Source organism: Fictibacillus sp. WQ 8-8, assembly GCF_024494405.1.
Lineage (GTDB): Bacteria > Bacillota > Bacilli > Bacillales > Fictibacillaceae > Fictibacillus_C > Fictibacillus_C marinisediminis.
Genome location: NZ_JAMXKG010000004.1, coordinates 413,988 through 433,097, shown reverse-complemented (window position 1 = coordinate 433,097; position 19,110 = coordinate 413,988). Strand labels below are relative to the sequence as shown.

The 19,110-nt window shown below is 35.3% G+C and carries 11 protein-coding genes and 1 pseudogene; all 12 read left to right on the top strand.

Features of this window, described 5'->3' with window-relative positions; all coding sequences use genetic code 11:
* Nucleotides 1-19 precede the first annotated feature (19 nt).
* Nucleotides 20-940, top strand: a complete 921-nt coding sequence (locus M1K46_RS11760; RefSeq protein ID WP_256226153.1) for an ABC transporter permease — start codon at nucleotides 20-22, stop codon at nucleotides 938-940.
* 14 nt (nucleotides 941-954) lie between these two features.
* On the top strand, nucleotides 955-1,857 hold the full coding sequence (locus tag M1K46_RS11755) for an ABC transporter permease (RefSeq protein WP_256226115.1): 903 nt from the start codon (nucleotides 955-957) through the stop codon (nucleotides 1,855-1,857).
* Nucleotides 1,858-1,878: 21 nt separating this feature from the next.
* A complete protein-coding gene (locus M1K46_RS11750; protein WP_256226114.1) occupies nucleotides 1,879-2,883 on the top strand; it encodes an ABC transporter ATP-binding protein in 1,005 nt (334 codons plus the stop codon).
* Nucleotides 2,858-3,820 (top strand): ABC transporter ATP-binding protein, encoded by a 963-nt coding sequence (locus tag M1K46_RS11745; protein WP_256226113.1) that lies wholly within the window; start codon nucleotides 2,858-2,860, stop codon nucleotides 3,818-3,820. Before M1K46_RS11750 ends, M1K46_RS11745 begins: the two co-directional genes overlap by 26 nt.
* A 19-nt stretch (nucleotides 3,821-3,839) precedes the next feature.
* Entirely contained in the window at nucleotides 3,840-5,042 is a 1,203-nt protein-coding gene (locus M1K46_RS11740) for a M24 family metallopeptidase (protein WP_066287772.1), read from the top strand.
* Nucleotides 5,043-5,534: 492 nt separating this feature from the next.
* Nucleotides 5,535-5,690, top strand: a pseudogene (locus M1K46_RS25830) (recombinase family protein); the annotation flags it as partial.
* A 354-nt stretch (nucleotides 5,691-6,044) separates the two neighbouring features.
* Nucleotides 6,045-6,647: a DUF1819 family protein gene (locus M1K46_RS11735; protein WP_256226110.1), complete on the top strand. Its 603-nt coding sequence runs from the start codon at nucleotides 6,045-6,047 to the stop codon at nucleotides 6,645-6,647.
* A gap of 1 nt (nucleotide 6,648) precedes the next feature.
* Complete coding sequence (locus tag M1K46_RS11730; protein WP_256226109.1) at nucleotides 6,649-7,230, top strand: DUF1788 domain-containing protein; 582 nt, start codon at nucleotides 6,649-6,651, stop codon at nucleotides 7,228-7,230.
* 18 nt (nucleotides 7,231-7,248) lie between these two features.
* A complete protein-coding gene (brxC, locus tag M1K46_RS11725; protein WP_256226107.1) occupies nucleotides 7,249-10,830 on the top strand; it encodes a BREX system P-loop protein BrxC in 3,582 nt (1,193 codons plus the stop codon).
* Nucleotides 10,831-10,882: 52 nt separating this feature from the next.
* Entirely contained in the window at nucleotides 10,883-14,422 is a 3,540-nt protein-coding gene (gene pglX / locus M1K46_RS11720) for a BREX-1 system adenine-specific DNA-methyltransferase PglX (protein WP_256226106.1), read from the top strand.
* A 78-nt stretch (nucleotides 14,423-14,500) separates the two neighbouring features.
* Nucleotides 14,501-17,050 (top strand): BREX-1 system phosphatase PglZ type A, encoded by a 2,550-nt coding sequence (gene pglZ, locus M1K46_RS11715; RefSeq protein ID WP_256226105.1) that lies wholly within the window; start codon nucleotides 14,501-14,503, stop codon nucleotides 17,048-17,050.
* Nucleotides 17,051-17,071: 21 nt separating this feature from the next.
* On the top strand, nucleotides 17,072-19,102 hold the full coding sequence (gene brxL, locus M1K46_RS11710; RefSeq protein WP_256226104.1) for a protease Lon-related BREX system protein BrxL: 2,031 nt from the start codon (nucleotides 17,072-17,074) through the stop codon (nucleotides 19,100-19,102).
* Nucleotides 19,103-19,110 lie beyond the last annotated feature (8 nt).

Genomic DNA, 19,110 nt, shown 5'->3' with positions numbered 1-19,110 from the left:
GATAATGGAGGTGGGAAAAATGTTAAGCTTCATTATTAAAAGACTTTTGCAGATATTCCCCGTTTTAATGGGTGTTACGATTTTGGTATTTAGTATGCTTCATATGATCCCTGGGGATCCAGCAAGAACGATGGTTGGGATTGAAGCGTCACAAGAAATAATTGAAAAAGCAAGGGAAGAACTAGGACTTAATAAACCGTTATACGAACAATTTGGTATTTTTATAGGTAATGCACTTACAGGAGACTTAGGAATGTCGATAAGAACAGGTCTTCCTGTTACGCAGGAAATCGCGGAGAGACTCCCTATCACTGCTACAATCGCGGTTGGCGCAACAATTTTCGCGACTATTTTTGGAGTGCTTTGTGGCATTATTGCTGCCATTAAACAAAATAAATTCGGAGATAATCTGATCATGATATTGTCACTTGCTTCTATTTCAACCCCATCCTACTTTTTGGGGCTGTTGCTGATGCTCGTTTTTTCGTTATATCTTGGATGGCTTCCAACGATTGGGATAAGCTCGCAGATTCATTATATTCTCCCTATCATCACCCTGGGAGCACAATCTATGGGCTTGATTGCTAGGATGACAAGGTCCAGTATGCTTGATGTGATTAGGCAAGACTTCATTCGAACGGCAAGAGCCAAGGGCTTGCCCGAACGAATCGTTATTTACGTTCATGCCTTAAAAAATGCGTTGATCCCAGTTGTTACAGTTATTGGGTTACGTTTTGGAGGATTATTGGCTGGTACGGTGCTGGTAGAAAGTGTGTTTGCGGTTCCAGGTATCGGCCGTTTTATGGTAGATGCTGTATTGACCCGTGATTATCCTGCCGTACAAGGAACGGTACTTGTCGTGGCGACAAGCTTCGTCTTGATTAATGTGCTAGTAGATATTGTATATCGAATTATAGATCCAAGAATTCGCTACAACTGAGGGGAGTGACTCGCATGGACCAGCCGGTAGCCAAAATGGGAACATTGCCAGAGGTGGAGAAATTCAAAGCCAATCCAAGGGAGATTAAGAACCAGGTATTAAAGCGCTTTTTAAAAAGAAAAGTTTCTATCGTTGGTGGAATCATTATTATTATTTTTGTAATTACGGCAATATTCGGACCACTATTTGCCCCTTATGATCCGCTTCAACAGGATTTGGCAAACAATTTCCAAGGGGCGAGTGCAGAGCATTGGCTCGGGACAGATAATTTGGGAAGAGATACTTTGTCCCGGTTAATCTACGGCGCAAGAATCTCTTTGGAAATAAGTATGGCAAGTGTAGGCTTGGCGCTGATTGTAGGTTTAGTACTTGGCGTTACAGCAGGTTATTATGGTGGCAAAATTGAAACCCTCATTATGAGATTTATCGATATATTATTGGCTTTCCCAGGTATTTTACTGGCAATCGTAATTGTCGCGGTGTTAGGAAATGGTTTAGTTAATACCATGATGGCGGTAGCGATTTTCTCCGTTCCGGACTTTGCGCGGATAATCCGGGCTTCTGTCATTTCGTTAAAAGAGATGGAGTACATTGAGGCATGCAAGGCAGCCGGCGCGTCTAATCTTAGGATTATTTTACGGCATATTATTCCCAATTCATTATCACCTGTCATTGTGCAAACAACCCTTATGATGGGTACGGCAATCTTAACTGCTTCTGGTCTTTCCTTTATTGGACTAGGCGTGCAGCCTCCCAATCCAGAGTGGGGAGCCATGTTAAGTAAAGCGAGAGAATTGCTGAGAAGTGCACCGCTTGCAGCAATTGCGCCAGGAACTGCGATTACATTGGTTGTACTGAGCTTCAGTCTAGTTGGGGATGGCTTAAGAGATGCACTCGATCCCAAGCTAAAAAACTGATAAGGGAAGCAGGTGAAAAAAATGGATGAAAAATTATTAGACATTAAAGGGTTAAAAACATATTTCTTCACGGAAGAAGTCACTGTTAGAGCGGTAGATGGTGTGGATCTGCAGCTGGGGAAAGGTGAAACACTAGGGATCGTAGGCGAATCTGGTTGCGGTAAAAGTATGATGTCATTATCGATCATGGGACTTGTTCCATCTCCACCGGGAAAGATTGTAGAAGGAAGTATTAATTTTAAAGGAAAAGATCTTTGCAAAATTAGTAGCTCAGAGTATCGAAGAATTAGAGGAAATGAAATATCAATGATTTTCCAGGAACCGATGACCTCTTTAAATCCGGTATTTACGATTGGAAAACAGTTGATGGAGGTGTTTCAATATCACCAAAAATTACCAAAAAAGGAATCGAAAGAGAAAGCGGTTAAAATTTTACGGCTTGTCGGTATTTCCATGCCGGAAAGACGGATTCATGAATATCCCAATCAATTGAGTGGTGGAATGAGACAAAGAGTAATGATCGCAATGGCACTTGCATGTAATCCGGATTTATTGATCGCGGATGAACCGACTACCGCGTTGGATGTTACGATTCAAGCACAAATTCTAAAACTAATGAGTGATCTGAAAGCAGAATTTAACACCTCTATTATCCTGATTACCCATAACCTTGGAGTTGTTGCAGAAATGGCTGAAAAAATCATGGTTATGTATGCGGGAAAAGTGATGGAATATGCTGATACAAAAACGATTTTTAACAACCCCAAACATCCTTATACCGAAGGATTGCTTGATTCCATTCCGAATATTGATAAACCGGTAGAGAGGCTATCAGCCATTTCCGGTACAGTTCCAAGTCCTCATCATTTCCCAACTGGCTGCAGGTTTCACCCGAGATGTAAATACGCAATGCCGGTGTGCTTAGAAAAAGAACCTGAGCTCATACACTTGGAAGATAACACTCAAGTAAGATGTTGGAAATACGGAGAGGAGGGAGCTCATGAATCAAGAACTACTGCAAGTTAAAAATCTAAAAAAATACTTCCCAATCAATAAAGGGCTCTTTTCCAAAACAGTCGGGGCTGTTAAAGCTGTAGATGGCATTAGTTTTTCTATTCTCGAAGGGGAGACATTTGGACTTGTTGGAGAAAGTGGTTGTGGAAAATCAACAACTGGAAGGATGATTCTAAGACTCATCGAGCCTACAGATGGTCAGGTTATTTATAAAGGAAAATATATTCAGGACCTTCTGAAAGACAGCATGAAGAAACTGCGCCGAGAAATTCAGATCATTTTCCAGGATCCGTATTCGTCTTTAGATCCACGCTTTACCATAGCCGATACGATCGGAGAAGTATTAGAAATCCATAATATGTACACCAGAAAAGAAAGAACAGACCGAATCTTGCATCTCTTGGAAGCAGTGGGTCTAGGACCCCAGCATATCAATCGGTACCCGCACGAGTTTAGTGGAGGACAAAGGCAGCGGATCGGCATCGCGAGAGCACTAGCGTTAAATCCATCGTTGCTGGTTTGTGATGAGCCAGTTTCGGCTTTGGACGTTTCAGTGCAAGCCCAAATCATAAACCTTATGCAAGATTTGCAAAAAGAGTTGAAGTTAACCTATCTTTTTATTTCACATGACCTTAGCGTCGTACACCACATTTGTGATCGTATCGCCGTTATGTATATGGGGAAAATTGTTGAAACTGCTGATAAGAAAACACTATTCGAAAATCCATCTCATCCGTATACCCAAGCTTTGTTAAGTGCGATTCCTGTACCTAATCCTGGTTTGGCAACCCAAAGAATTGTGTTGGAAGGGGATATTCCTAGTCCGGCACATCCGCCAACAGGCTGTCGCTTTCATACCCGTTGTAAATTTGTTACTGAGAAATGCAAAAAAGTGGAACCGCAACTGAAGGATATTGGCGGAGGCCATCTTATGGCATGCCATCTATAACTAGAAAGGGGTAATTTAAGTGGTAGAAGCGATTACAATGAGAGAACCATTTATGCTTGAATTTCCAGCGTCGGAATACAAAAAACGGCTAAAATTGTTGATGGAAAAGATGGAAGAAAACGCGATGGATGCAGTTATTCTCACCACAAAGGAGAATACAAGATATTTTACAGGATACCAGCTGATCGTATGGGGTAGTGGTATATCAAAGCCGGCATGTGCAATCATCACAAAAGATGGAGAAGTAACGATGGTGAGTGGTTATAGCAACCGTGAGGCTTTGAAGGTTACCACTTGGGTAGAGGATCTCAGAATTTGGGACCCATTGGGAAGAGATGATGCAATTACGAACTTGCCGGATGCAATCTATGATGTACTCACCAAGAAAGGATTGGCAAAAGGAAAAATCGGTATGGAGACCGGAGTTGGTTTTCGAATTCACATGAACACCACTGATTACAGTAAACTGATGGGACATTTACAGGATGCTGCCATTATTGATGCTGGCCCGTCCATTTGGGATCTTCGTGCAATAAAATCCGAACTGGAAATTAGCCACATGAAAAATGTTTGTAATATCAACATAAAGGCATATGAAAAAGCACTTAACTCCATTTATCCAGGGATGACTGAATTGGAGTTATTTAGAGAGATTTCCAAGGCGATGTTCGAATTCGGTGCAGATGAGGTATTTCCTCTCGGTATAAGAGCAGGTGCGGAACGGTATACACAAAGCAATTGTCCACCAAGTGAGCGTCCAATTGAAAAAGGAGAAATAATTCTCATTGACGGCGGTCCGGGCTGTAAAGGTTATTACTCCGACATCATACGTGAGGCGATCATTGGTCAACCTTCTGACAGACAAAAAGAGCTATATGATTTCTCTGTAGCCGCATGTGAAAAAGGACTGGAATTCATTAAACCGGGTGTGACTGCCGGTGAAGTATGCCAGGTGGTCGATGAATTTGTCGATGCACATGGTTATGGAAAATACTACGAAACTCGCGGATGGGTTGGACATTCTATCGGAGTATCCATTCATGAAATGCCGACCTTTGAATTGGGATCAGAATTAATTCTGAAATCTGGTATGGTATTCGCTATCGAACCTGCTTTTTATGAAGAAGGTGAAGGCTGGTTTGGCATCGAGGAAAATATTTTAATAACAGATAAAGGATATGAATTATTAACACCACTCAAGCGCGATCTGTGGATTTTGTAGGAAAGAGAAGGAGCGAGTGGCAATACAAACGAAAATCCCCACCCTTAAAATAGGTAAAACACAAATCTAGGTTCTCGGCCATCGCATCACAGAATTCATAAGAAAAGATAGTTGAAGAAGGGTGGCACTCCTGGTCCATAGATTAAAAAAACTCGCCAATTCGCGGCGAGTTTTTGAGTTTTTATATGCCAATTATTATGTTAGGAACCCTTTACTTTTTTTGGGGGGTACTTTCTATTCATGATGTTGTCCTTTTGAGTGTATCGTTTATTCCTTGTTTGTTTCAATAGGGTAGAATCTATTGGAACAATGATATAGAATGTTGGATTGTGAAATTGGGATATCCCAATTTCATGATCCAAAATGATTAATATTAAATGAGGATTATTCTTTGTTATAGGTAATGAAAGAGTTAGCACACAAGAGAAGAACATAGCCCATCAAATTAAAGTTTTAATGGCTGCAGAATGTGAATAAGTTTACGAAGAGAATGTAAGTGGTGAGGACTTGGAGTGGCCTAAACTTAAGAGGATACTTGATAAAATTCAATTTGGTTATGCACTTACAGTGACAGACTTAACTCGAATTAGCAGATCTACTCGAGATTTATTTGAATTAGTAGAAGAACAAAGCTTTTACACTATATAAACCAACCAAAATAATATTAAAATCCAAACTAATAATCATAGTGTAATAATTTTTGTGTTTTCTGTGTTTTCCAATATCTTTCGAAAATGTATGGCCACGGCGTTACAAAAAGATTACCAACAGTTTTGTAGGGAAACTATAAGTGAGTTTACAAATATTAAGATTTGAAATGTGATATTATACCAAAAATTAAATAGAAATTTCGAATCCATTGTTCTGGAATTGTTCTTAAACTTTGGGTTTATTCTTTCAATATAAAATCATTCAATCTTAAATCTATTATAATATGGTGAGAAGGTAAATAATAAATGGTACAATTGATTTATAAAAAGTGGACCAAAGGAATGTGTTTAAATGGAAAAAAAGCAAGAATATAAATCAACAATTAAATCCAGACCGTTCTTTTTTTTAGAGACGAAAAAGGTAGCAGACCTTATATATCAAGGGTCAAAGGCTTTTGAAATAAAGGACAAGGCAATTCGTGAAAATATATTCCAGGTAAAAACAGAAGCCCGAAAAAAAGAGATTGCATCAATAATTCTAACAAGACTCAATGAATTAGACGATTTTCTGATTGGGAAAATTGCCCGTGGTGACTCTGAAACGAGTAAAATGTTAGTCCTTTATTCCATTTTGAAAACTGACAGATTGTTTTTTGAATTCATGTATGAGGTATTCAGAGAGAAGTTCATCCTTAAGGAACATTTTTTGACGGACAAAGACTTTAACATTTTTTTTGATACAAAAAAGCAACAGAGTGACAAAATTGCCTCTTGGAATGACTATACGTTTTATAAAATCAAACAGGTATACATTCGAATTCTTAACGAAGTTGGATTAATAAAAAACCAGAAAGGTGATCGCGAGATAGAGAGAGTGTATTTAGATTATGAAGTAAAACAACATTTACTAGAAATAGGTGACCAAACTTATATTAAAATTGTAGCAGGTGAGTGAAATGAAAAGTATTAACGAGAGATTAGATGATATCCTACCTAGGATAACAGAGGCGTCATTTCGTGAAAGTAAGGGTTTAGGAAATGAAGTTGGCTATCATATTTTCGATTATGATCCAAAATATGAAATGTTAGTTAGGGAGCATGTTGCATACATTAAGGAAAGAGTTAACACTGACAATTCTGAGATTTACATTAGAGAATTTGATTTATATGAAATTGTTTTAGAAATCCTACATAACAAAGGTTTTCTGGAAAAGAATTTTGAGATGGAAGAAAAGAAAGGTAGTAATTTCATTTTAAATGCAACAAAAAAGGCACTTCGATTGACACTAAATAATGATTTAATTGTTCAATACATTTCTGATCGTGTAGAACCAAACGATATTGTGTTTTTGACCGGTATTGGCAAGGCATTTCCGATCATTCGCTCACATACGGTGCTAAATACATTACAAAAGAGAGTAGATCAGGTTCCTGTTGTGATGTTTTTTCCAGGCAACTATGATGGCCAGGAACTCGTCTTATTTGGTGAAATTAAAGATGACAATTACTATCGAGCTTTTCAACTAATTGATAAGTAATCTAATGGGGGGAACAGGATGCAAATACAAAAAATGTTTGACAAATTAATTACTCGTGACATTAAAGGTGTAGTAAAAGTTGGCCAAGATGACGAAAAAAATATTTATCAGGAATTAGATGAGTACGTTGTAACAAATGAACTTCATAAACACATTGGTGACTTCTTTCAATCCTATAAAAAAGGAATAAGAGGTAACACAGACAAAGTAGGTGTTTGGATTTCTGGATTCTTTGGGAGTGGTAAATCACACTTTCTTAAAATTCTTTCCTATCTTATTGAAAATAAAATAGTAAATGATAAAGAAGCGATAAACTTTTTTGATAAAAAAATTCATGATTCGATGATATTAGCTGATTTAAAAATGGCTGGTGACATCACGACCGATGTTATTCTTTTTGATATTGACGCAAAAAGTGAATCCGATTCAAAGTCTGATAAAGATTCCATTGTTAAGGTACTTAACAAGGTCTTTAACGAGATGCAAGGTTTTTGTGGATCTATTCCATGGATTGCTGATATTGAACGTAAAATGGATAAGGATGGACTCTATGAACACTTTAGAGAGGCATTTAATGAAATTTCGGGGAACCGATGGGAAGACTCGAGAGAAGATTTTTATTATGAAGAAGACTCTATTATTGAAGCTTTATGTAAAACGACTAAAATGAGTGAAGACGCAGCTAGACATTGGTTTGAACTAGCTGAACAAGAATATTCTATCAGTATTGAGAAATTCGCGAAAAGAGTAAATGAATATATTGAAGATAAAAGAAAGCAACCAGATACGAAGGATCATCATGTTGTATTCCTTGTAGATGAAGTAGGGCAATACATAGGGGATAATTCTCAATCTATGTTGAACCTCCAAACCATTGTTCATCAATTTGGAATTCATTGCAGCGGCAAAGCGTGGATCGTAGTAACAAGCCAAGAAGATATTGATTCTGTTTTAAGTGTAAAAGGGAACGATTTCTCTAAAATTCAAGGGCGTTTTGATACGAAACTAAGCTTATCGAGTGCATATGTTGACGAGGTGATTAAAAAACGTATTCTTATTAAGAATGAAGCAGGTACGGCTACTTTGAAAGAAGTGTACCGCCAAAAGAGTTCTATACTCAAAAACCTATTTTTGTTTTCACACGAAGCTGCTGAAATGAAAACGTTCATTTCCGTAGAAGATTTTGTGGATATTTATCCGTTTGTACCATACCAATTCAATCTACTTCAAAAAGTATTTACGGGTGTAAGAATTCATGGGGCTTCGGGAAAGAGTTTATCAGAAGGCGAACGTTCCCTTTTAAGTGCGTTTCAAGAGTCAGCCATTCGCTTTGCTGAACATGAAGAAGGATCATTGGTACCATTTTCAGCATTTTATGAAACAATCGAGGCTTTTCTAGATTCATCAATACGAACAGTAATTATTCACGCTAAAAAAAATTCACGGCTCAAAGAACAAGATATTGAAATCTTAAAACTATTATTCTTAATCAAATATGTAAAAGAATTACCATCTGATTTAGAGAACCTATCAACCTTAATGGTCAATCATATTGATGTGGATAAGATTGATTTGAAAAAGGAAATGGAAGCATCACTCACTCGATTATCAAGAGAAACTTTAATACAAAAAAATGGTGATGAATATATTTTCTTAACTAATGATGAGCAAGATGTAAACCGTGAAATCAAAAATATGCACGTCGATACTGCTGAAGTAATTCATAAAATAGGAGAAGAGATATTTAATACGATTTATAAAGATAAAAAATTTCGATATTCAACAAGATATCATTTTGGTTTCAATGGTATTATTGATGATCGTCCAATTACTGGACAGACAAATGATTTCGGTATAAAAATCATTACTCCATACTATGAAGAAACTGTGGACTTAAACCAATCAGAACTTAAAATGATGTCCATGCGTGAAAATAATGTCATCATAAAATTACCTATTGATACTTCCTATTTAGACGAGATGGAACACATATTAAAAATCCAAGCTTACCTTAAGGTAAAAAGTGGGTCATCAGTTTCCCAGACTATTGAGGATATTAAAACTCGAAAAGGACGTGAAGTGACAGACCGAAAAGAGCGCGTTACCACCTACTTAACTGAGGCATTCAAAGTAGCTGAAGTTTACGTAAACTCTCAGCTACTTGATGTAAAAGAAAAAAATCCCGTTGATCGAATTAATGATGCGTTCAGAGCATTAATTGAAAATCTATTTAGTAAGCTAATTTATATTAAAGAGTATGTAGATACAACAAAGCAGCTAGATGATTTAATAAAAGAAAATACAACTCAATTAACTTTGACAGACGATGATGAACCCAATAAGCTTGCGCTCCAAGAGGTAAGTAACTATATAGCCAGACTTTCTTCTCGAAAACAACAAGTTACTATTAAAGGAATAACAACTTACTTTTCAAAACAGCCATATGGATGGAATGAGCTAGATACAACTGCTATCATCATCAAGCTCTTTAAGTGTCAGGAAATAAAGTTTGAATTAAACCAATCAAACTTAAGTACATCTGATCGTGACATCTTAAATTATTTAACGAAACGTGATTATGTTGATAAAGTAGTCATTAAAAAGCGAGAGCGTATCTCTCAGAATTTGATCAAAATAACAAAAAATATAATCAAAGATATGTTCGGGATTACAGCCGTACCAAATGATGAAGATGGGCTTATGGTTCGATGTAAGGAACTTTTACAAAAAGAACTCAATGAAATCAATTTATTACTAGTGAATTACAGGAATAAAGTCTATCCAAGAAAGGATATCTTAACGGGCGGGAAGAATTCAATTGGGGATTTATTGTCCATTTCAGACACAGCAAGCTTTTATGAGCAAATAAAACAGGTTGAGGACGACTTACTTGATTATGCAGAAGCTGTCGCGAATGTTAAGGATTTCTTTGAAAATCAACGAGAACTATATGATAATGCTGTTAAACGGTTAAACATCTTTGAAAGTAATCGTTCGTATGTTACTGATAATAAAGTACTGGAAATAATCGCCGAAATGGAAAAAATCGTCAAGCATAGCGATCCTTTTGACAATATTCAAAAGTTACCTGGTTTATACAAAGATTTTGATGATCTTTTTGTTTTATTATTAGAGAAAGAATGTGAACCAATCAGCAAGGCAATCGATCAAGACCTTATGACCGTTATGGGTGAGTTATCTAAAGATTCTAGTATAAAGGAAAAGTTTAGTGAAGTATTTAGAAATCGTTTTTCCGACCTAAAAAGCCGCCTTGAACGTGTGAACAATTTTTATGAAGCTATTGCAATGCAAACGGAAAGTGATCGATTGAAAGTACGTTGTATTGATGAAATAAATTCAGAAGTTGCAAGACGTAATAAGCCGATCACACCGCCAAGTCCCTCAACAGTTGGGACAGGTGTGACAACGATTGTTGATCCACCTAGTGGATATAAAGAAACAAAAACAATTAGTAAATCTACTGTTTTACGTGGTACAAAAACGATTGAAAATGAAGATGATATTGAATCCTTATTAAATGAATTAAGACAAGAGTTAAAAAAAGAATTAAAAGAAAACATGATAATAAAGCTTGTTTAGAATTTAGGGAGAAGTCATCTTCTCCCTTTTTTAGAATGAAGGAGGCTAAACTATGAATAAATCAGCCATAAAAAGCTTTGCTGTTACAGCCCGAGTTAAATTAATGGAATCCATTCAACAAAAAGCCTATGAACTAGGAATCACAAAAAAAGAAATTAAAGAACTAGAAGTTTATCAAGATGGATTTCGCATTAACGATAAGTTTTTCAAAAAATACCAGATAAAACAACGGGAAAAGCTCTTAGAAAAAATTAAAGACCAAGGATTCGACCAAGTTATAGAAGAAGTAGCGTATACATGGTTTAACCGTTTGATTGCAATTCGGTTTATGGAAGTTAATGAATACCTACCAACAGGTGTAAGGGTTCTTTCATCTATAGACAGTGGGAAAATTGAGCCGGATACAGTGACAGAAGTATTGACCATTGCTAAAGATTTAGAACTTGATTTAGAAGTTGTTTATCATTTACAAGACGAAAATAATACGGAAGAATTATTTAAATACATATTAGTTAAACAATGTAATAAACTTGGCGAAATTATGCCAATGATGTTTCAACGGATTGAGGACTATACAGAGTTACTGTTGCCTGACAAATTATTATCTGAAGGTTCAGTTGTACGTGATTTAGTATCGATGATTAACGAGGAGGTATGGAAAGAACAAGTAGAGATTATTGGGTGGTTATATCAGTATTATATATCAGAAAAGAAAGATGAAATATTTGTTGATTTAAAGAAGAATAAAAAGATAACCAAGGAAAACATCCCGGCAGCTACACAGTTATTTACACCAAAATGGATTGTTCAATACATGGTGGAAAATTCTTTAGGGAAGCTATGGCTTGAATCACATCCTAATGATCAATTAAAGAATGATTGGAAGTACTATATAGAAGAAGCTGAGCAAGAACAAGAAGTACAGCTACAACTTGAGAACCTTAAAAATAATAATATAGCTCCAGAAGATATCAAAGTATTAGATCCATGTATGGGTTCAGGTCACATACTTGTTTATGCTTTTGATGTATTATATAAAATTTACCAAAGTGCAGGGTATTCAGAGCGAGAAATCCCCCAATTAATATTAGAAAAAAATTTATACGGACTGGACATCGATGATCGTGCTGCACAATTAGCTTATTTTGCTTTAGTAATGAAAGCAAGGAGTTACAATCGTCGAATTTTTAAGAGGAGGCTTGAGCTAAATCTTTGTTCAATTCAAGAAAGTAACAGTATTTCATCAGAAGAAATAAGATATTTCGTTAATGACTCAAGTAAGGATTTTGTTGAACTCATTAACGTATTTCATGATGCAAAGGAATACGGTTCTATTCTTAATGTAGAAGCAATTAATACTGATTCCATAGTAAATCGATTAGAAGAGATAAAACTACAAAATGATATTCAAGATATTTTCAATTATCAATATAGGGAATCATTAATTGAAAAATTACCTTCTTTAATAAAACAAACCAATCTAATGACTAACAAATACGATGTAGTAATCACTAATCCACCGTATATGAGTAGTAGTGGAATGAATAGTAATTTAAAGCGTTTTACAGAAAAATATTATAAGGATTCAAAAAGTGACTTATATTCAACATTTATTGAAAAAGGTATGAAGTTTACTAAAAAGAATGGTTATTTGTCTATGGTTACAATGCACTCTTGGATGTTCTTAAGTTCATTTGAGACTTTACGTCAAAACATAATAAATACAACAAGTTTATATTCTATTCTTCATCTTGGTGCAGAAGCATTTGAGAATATTATCGGAAAAGTAGTTCAAACTGTTGCTTTTGTATGTAGGAACATACATCTTCCATTGATTAAACCTACGGGGATAAGATTGGTCGATTATTATGATTCAAGACGTTATGAAAAGGAAAGTCAATTTTTTAATAAGGAAAATAGATTTGCTGAGGTTAGACAGAGTAGCTATAAAGAAATTCCAGGGGCTCCAATTGCATATTGGGCTAGCAAAAGGGTCATAGAAATTTTTAGAGAAAGTCTTATGCTAAAAGATATTGCTGATCCGCGACAAGGACTTGCAACTGGCAATAATGAAATGTTTTTACGGTTGTGGCACGAAGTAAACTATATAGAAATTGGTTTTCGATTTAATAAGATTGCAGATATTCATTTGTCGAATAAAAAATGGGTTCCTTGTAATAAAGGAGGTTCTTATAGAAAGTGGTACGGAAATAATTCTATTCTAATTAAATTTGATGATAAAAGCTTTGAGCAATTAAAAAATCAAGGTAATAATCTCCCGTCTAGGCAGTATTACCTTAAGAAGGGATTAACATGGTCTACACTTACTACAGGACCACTTTCCGTAAGGTATTGTGATGAAGGGTTTGTCTTTGAAACAAAGGGCTCAATGTGTTTTCCAAAAGACTATGCAAAATTAGAATACATATTAGGATACTTAAACAGTAAATTAGTAAGTCATTTTATAAAATTCTTATCTCCAACAATTGATTATCATGAGGGTCCTCTAGGAAAATTACCAGTAATCTTATTTGAAAATGATAGTATTAATGAAATGGTTAGTCAGAATATTTCTATATCCAAAAAATATTGGGATAATTATGAAGTGTCTTGGGACTTTATTAAACATCCCTTGTTAAATTATAAAAATCAGCATGTTAATAATATTGAATCGGCTTTTTATGAATACCTTAAATTTAATAAAATTGAGATTGATAATTTAAAAAACAACGAAGAAAAAATAAACCAAATCTACCTAGTTGAATTTGGACTTAATGAAGAACTATCGTATAAAGTAGATTCAAAAGAAATATCCTTAAAGCCAATTGAAAAAAAAGAAACAATTAAATCTTTTATCTCCTATGCAGTTGGTTGCATCTTTGGACGCTATTCGATAGAGCAAGATGGACTCGTATTTGCTGGTGGCGAGTTTGACGTAAATAAATATAATACTTTCAATGTAGATATTGACAATGTTATCCCAATTACAGATGATGAGTATTTTGAAGATGATATTGTTAGTCGTTTTATTGATTTTGTACGCGTCACATTTGGTCAAGAAACAATTGAAGATAACCTTGATTTTATCGCTGCCACTTTAATAAAAAAAGCAAACGAAACTTCCCGTCAACGGATTCGTCGTTATTTTTTAAAAGACTTCTATAAAGATCATCTTCAAACTTATCAAAAACGTCCAATTTATTGGCTTTTTGACAGTGGTAAAAATGATGGCTTTAAAGCACTCATATACATGCATCGATATGATGTTGGGGCTGTTGCAAGAGTAAGGACAGATTACTTACATACATTACAGCGTAAATATGAAGCTGAAATGTCAAGAATAGATTTATTATTGGAATCGGATGTTTCTACAAATGAAAAAACTAAAGCTAAGAAGCAAAAAGAAAAACTACAAAAGCAATTATTAGAATGTCAGCAGTATGACCAAGTTATTGCCCACCTAGCTAATCAAAAAATTGAAATTGATTTGGATGACGGTGTTAAAGAGAACTATGAAAAGTTTCAAAATATTGAAGTACCACAAGGTGAAGGGAAAAAAGCACTTAAAGCAAATTTATTAGCAAAGATTTAAAGAATTCTAATTCAACTGTTATAGCTTCAATAAGGCATTATACTGGAGCTGTAATTTAATCTGTAAGGTTGGTGTGATATGAATCTTAAGGACGTAAAGAGGGTTCTACAAGATACGTTTAATAAGGAATTAACGGATGGAAAGAAGCGTCATATTGTATTTTGGTATGATGAAGAAGGAGAGTTTTTAGAAGATATTGACGGCCTAAATCTCAACAATATTAGGTTATGGAAACTAACAGAAAGTAACTTATTTGCAACAAAATTCGAACTGGAGAAAAAGGATTCAGATTCACATTTTTTAATCTATGCAAACATGTCTAAACCATCACCAAAAGAGGATTGGTTTCTAGATATTTATAAATATAGTTTAGAATTTGCCACAGATAAAATCACGGTAATTATGCGAGATTTGAATGTAACGAATGATTCGCTACGTCCCGTTTTTAAGAAGTATACAAAGTTTTTCAATAATAAAGAGCGCTATTCTATATTTCAATCTTATTATATCCAAGAATATACAGATGAAGTAATTGATATAGCAGTTCTATCAGCTTTGTGTAAGAGCCATCTCAATAATCTAGATGAAGTGATTAAAGTCTTGTTTAGAGAACTGAATCACGAAAGGAAAAATGCTTGGGAAAACATTCAAAAGTTCGGTGATGAGGAAAGTTTTTGGACATTGGTGGAGAAACATTATAACTATTCATTAGAACAACGTTCCATTCAAACTTTGCTCATTTTCTTCACTCTATCTAATATTTCGGCCACTTTAGAGGCTCCGATTCCAAAAACGTGGACAAAGTATATTTCGACCCGACCAACAAATTGTATAATCCTTATGAATCAGTTTATGAATAATAAGACTGACCGTTTCGAATACAATAAGATGTCAATATTGATTGAGAATATGGTCAAGGTAAATGACTATGTTGATGAGTGGGAAATGAAGGACTATATAAATACAGATGCTTTTCAAATCTTTGATGAGAAGATAATCAACTATATTTCTACTCAACTAAATAACAACATCCATCAGTATGATGTATACATAGATACGATCGCGAAACGGCGTACACTACACTGGTATCCTGAATTTAAATATGAATATGAATCATTAATTCATGCAATTAATTTGCTCAAAATTGCATATGAACTGGACTTTTTTATTCGGCAACAAAGTCCTTACGAAATGTTTAAAGCATACAGTGAAGATTATTATAAGATTGATACAGCGTATCGTAAGTTTTATGTTGCATACGATAAACTCCAAAATAAGGAACGGTTATCATCATTAAAAGAGAAAGTTGAAAATACCTATACGAATTGGTTTACAGATGAACTCTCGATTAAATGGTGTGATGCAATTGATAATGAGTTAATGGAACATTGGGCAATTCCTGGAATGGACCAACAATTTGAGTTTTATAAGACAACCATCCAACCATACCTAGGAAAAGGTGAACGAGTTTTTGTAATTATTTCGGATGCCCTTCGATTTGAAGCAGCAAAAGAATTAAGTGAACTATTAAATCAAGAACGAAAAGGTTCTACTGAAATCAGTTCGATGCAGGGGGTCCTACCATCCTATACAGACCTTGGTATGGCTGCTCTTTTACCTCATAAACAAATTTCATATGAAGATGGACAAGTAATAGTTGATGGAATAAGGGCTTCTGGTACAGATAACCGAAACTCCATCTTACAAAGGTATGTAAATGATTCATTAGCTCTTCAATATAAAGATATTATCGAAATGAATCGTCAGGAACTGCGTGAAGCTGTTTCTGGTAAGAAGCTTATTTATATTTATCACAATTCTATCGATGCTAGAGGGGACCATGCAGCAACTGAAAGAGAGGTATTTAATGCTGTTGAAGATACTTTTCAAGAGATAAGCTCATTAATAAACCATTTAGTCAATAGTGTTAGTGCTTCTAATATGGTCATAACGGCTGACCATGGTTTTATCTATAATCGTGATCGACTTCAAGAAAGTGATAAAATCGTCAAAAATATGGATGGTGCGATAATTGAGAAAAGACGCTTTATTTTATCGGATTACAAACCTGATCTTGAAGGTACGATGAAATTTTCCATGAGATACCTTTTGTATGATAACGAAAAATATGTGACAGTCCCAAGAGGCTCTAATCGTTTTGCAGTTAAAGGTGCAGGTGCAAATTATGTACATGGTGGCGCAATGTTACAAGAAAATGTAATACCTGTAATTAAGTTCAAAAATGACCGATCAGGCAAAAATGATTTAAGTAAAGCGGAAGTGAAATTAACTAGTATTTCAAGAAAAATCACCAACATGATTGCTTATTTAGACTTCTTCCAAACGGATAAAGTGGAAGATAAGAAAAAGCCACTTCGACTAAAGATATATTTTACTGATATTGAAGGAAATCGTATATCAAATGAAAATATCATCATTGCCGATAGTAAGTCTTCTAAGCCAGAAGAGAGAACTTATAAAGAAAAATTTGTATTTAAAAACATGACATACGATAAGGCAATGAAGTATTATCTCATTTTGGAGGATGAAGAAGAGTCAGTTGAGAATGTTTATGACAAAATACCTTTTACAATTGATATTGCTATTTCAAATGATTTTGGTTTTTAGGAGAAATGTGGGGTTGAGATAATGGAGGATTTAAATCAAAAGTTAAATGAATACTTTGCAGGTAAGGTTGTAAGAAAAGATCTAACGAAAAAGATCAAAGAAGGAGCGAATGTTCCTGTTTATGTTTTAGAATATTTGTTAGGGATGTATTGTGCTACTAATGATGAGAAAAGCATTAATGATGGAGTTGAAATGGTCAAGAAGATCTTATCTGACAATTTTGTGCGTCCGGATGAAGCTGAAAAGGTAAAGTCTAAGATTAAAGAGCTGGGCCGTTATACGGTTATTGATAAAATTACAGTAAAACTAAATGAAAAGAAAGACGTTTATGAAGCTGAGTTTTCTAATCTAGGATTAAAGGGCGTGGCTATATCATCTCATTTTGTTAAAGAGTTTGATAAGTTACTTGCAGGCGGTATTTGGTGCATTTTGAAAATGGAATACTTTTATGATGAGGAACAAAAGGGATCGAGCCCCTTCAGTATTGAAAGTATTACTCCTATCCAGATGCCAACGATGGATCTTCAAGAGTTATTTAACCAACGAATAAATTTCACAAAAGATGAATGGATTGATGTTCTTATACGATCAATTGGGATGGAACCTACTCAACTTCAAGAGAATGTAAAATGGCATATGTTACTTCGTCTTGTTCCACTCGTTGAAAATAACTATAACATGTGCGAACTGGGACCAAGAGGAACAGGAAAGTCCCACGTTTATAAAGAAATTTCTCCGAACTCAATTCTTGTCTCCGGAGGCCAAAGTACAGTTGCCAATCTTTTCTACAATATGTCCTCTCGTCAAATTGGACTAGTTGGTATGTGGGACTGTGTGGCTTTTGACGAAGTGGCAGGTATCACATTTAAAGATAAAGACGGAATTCAAATTATGAAAGATTATATGGCTTCAGGTTCTTTTGCCAGAGGGCGAGAAGAAAAAAATGCAAATGCTTCGATGGTGTTTGTCGGAAACATCAATCAAAGTGTGGATGTGCTTTTAAAAACATCTCACCTTTTTGACCCGTTTCCTGAAGCCATGGCCTACGATGCGGCATTTTTTGATCGAATGCATTACTATCTCCCAGGGTGGGAAGTCCCAAAGATGCGACCTGAATTTCTAACAAATGATTATGGTTTTATAGTCGATTATTTAGCAGAATTTTTCCGAGAAATGAGGAAGCGATCATTCTCGGATGTTGCAGAAAGATATTTTCGTTTCGGAAACAATTTAAATCAACGTGATGTTATCGCCGTTAGAAAGACTGTATCAGGTATGATAAAACTATTATATCCTAATGGCGAATTCACCGTAGAAGAAGTAGAAGAAGTCCTTAGGTATGCTTTGATTGGTAGAAGACGCGTAAAAGAGCAGTTAAAGAAAATTGGCGGAATGGAATTCTATGATGTTAATTTCTCTTATATTAACAGTGAAACAATGATTGAGGAATTCGTTTCTGTTCCTGAACAAGGCGGCGGCAAAATTATACCAGAAGGATTGGGTAAGCCTGGACACATTTACACTGTTGCACGTGGTAAATCAGGTATGGTTGGCACTTTTAAAATTGAAACTGAGGTTGTTAGTGGAAACGGTAAATTTGAAAGAACTGGACTTGGATCGGACCGAGAAGCAAAAGAAAGCATAGATACATCATTCAGATATTTTAAGGCTAATAGTAAAAATATAAGTGGCACGATCAGTACAACCTTGAAAGACTATCTGATGCATATTCAAGATATACACGGTATTGGATTAACGAGTGAGCTATCACTAGCTTCATTCATAGCGTTGTGTTCAGGGGCCATTCATAAGCCTGTACAGAGCCAAATGGCCGTATTAGGATCTCTAAGTATAAGTGGCACAATAAATAAAGTAGAAGAACTAGCAAATGTACTTCAAGTTTGTTTTGATAGTGGTGCCAAGAAAATATTACTTCCAATGACATCCGCTGTAGATATTCCATCAGTACCAGCAGAATTATTCGCAAAGTTTCAAATCAGCTTTTATCAATCCCCGGAGGATGCAGTGTTTAAAGCTTTGGGGGCAGAATAAATTTTGAT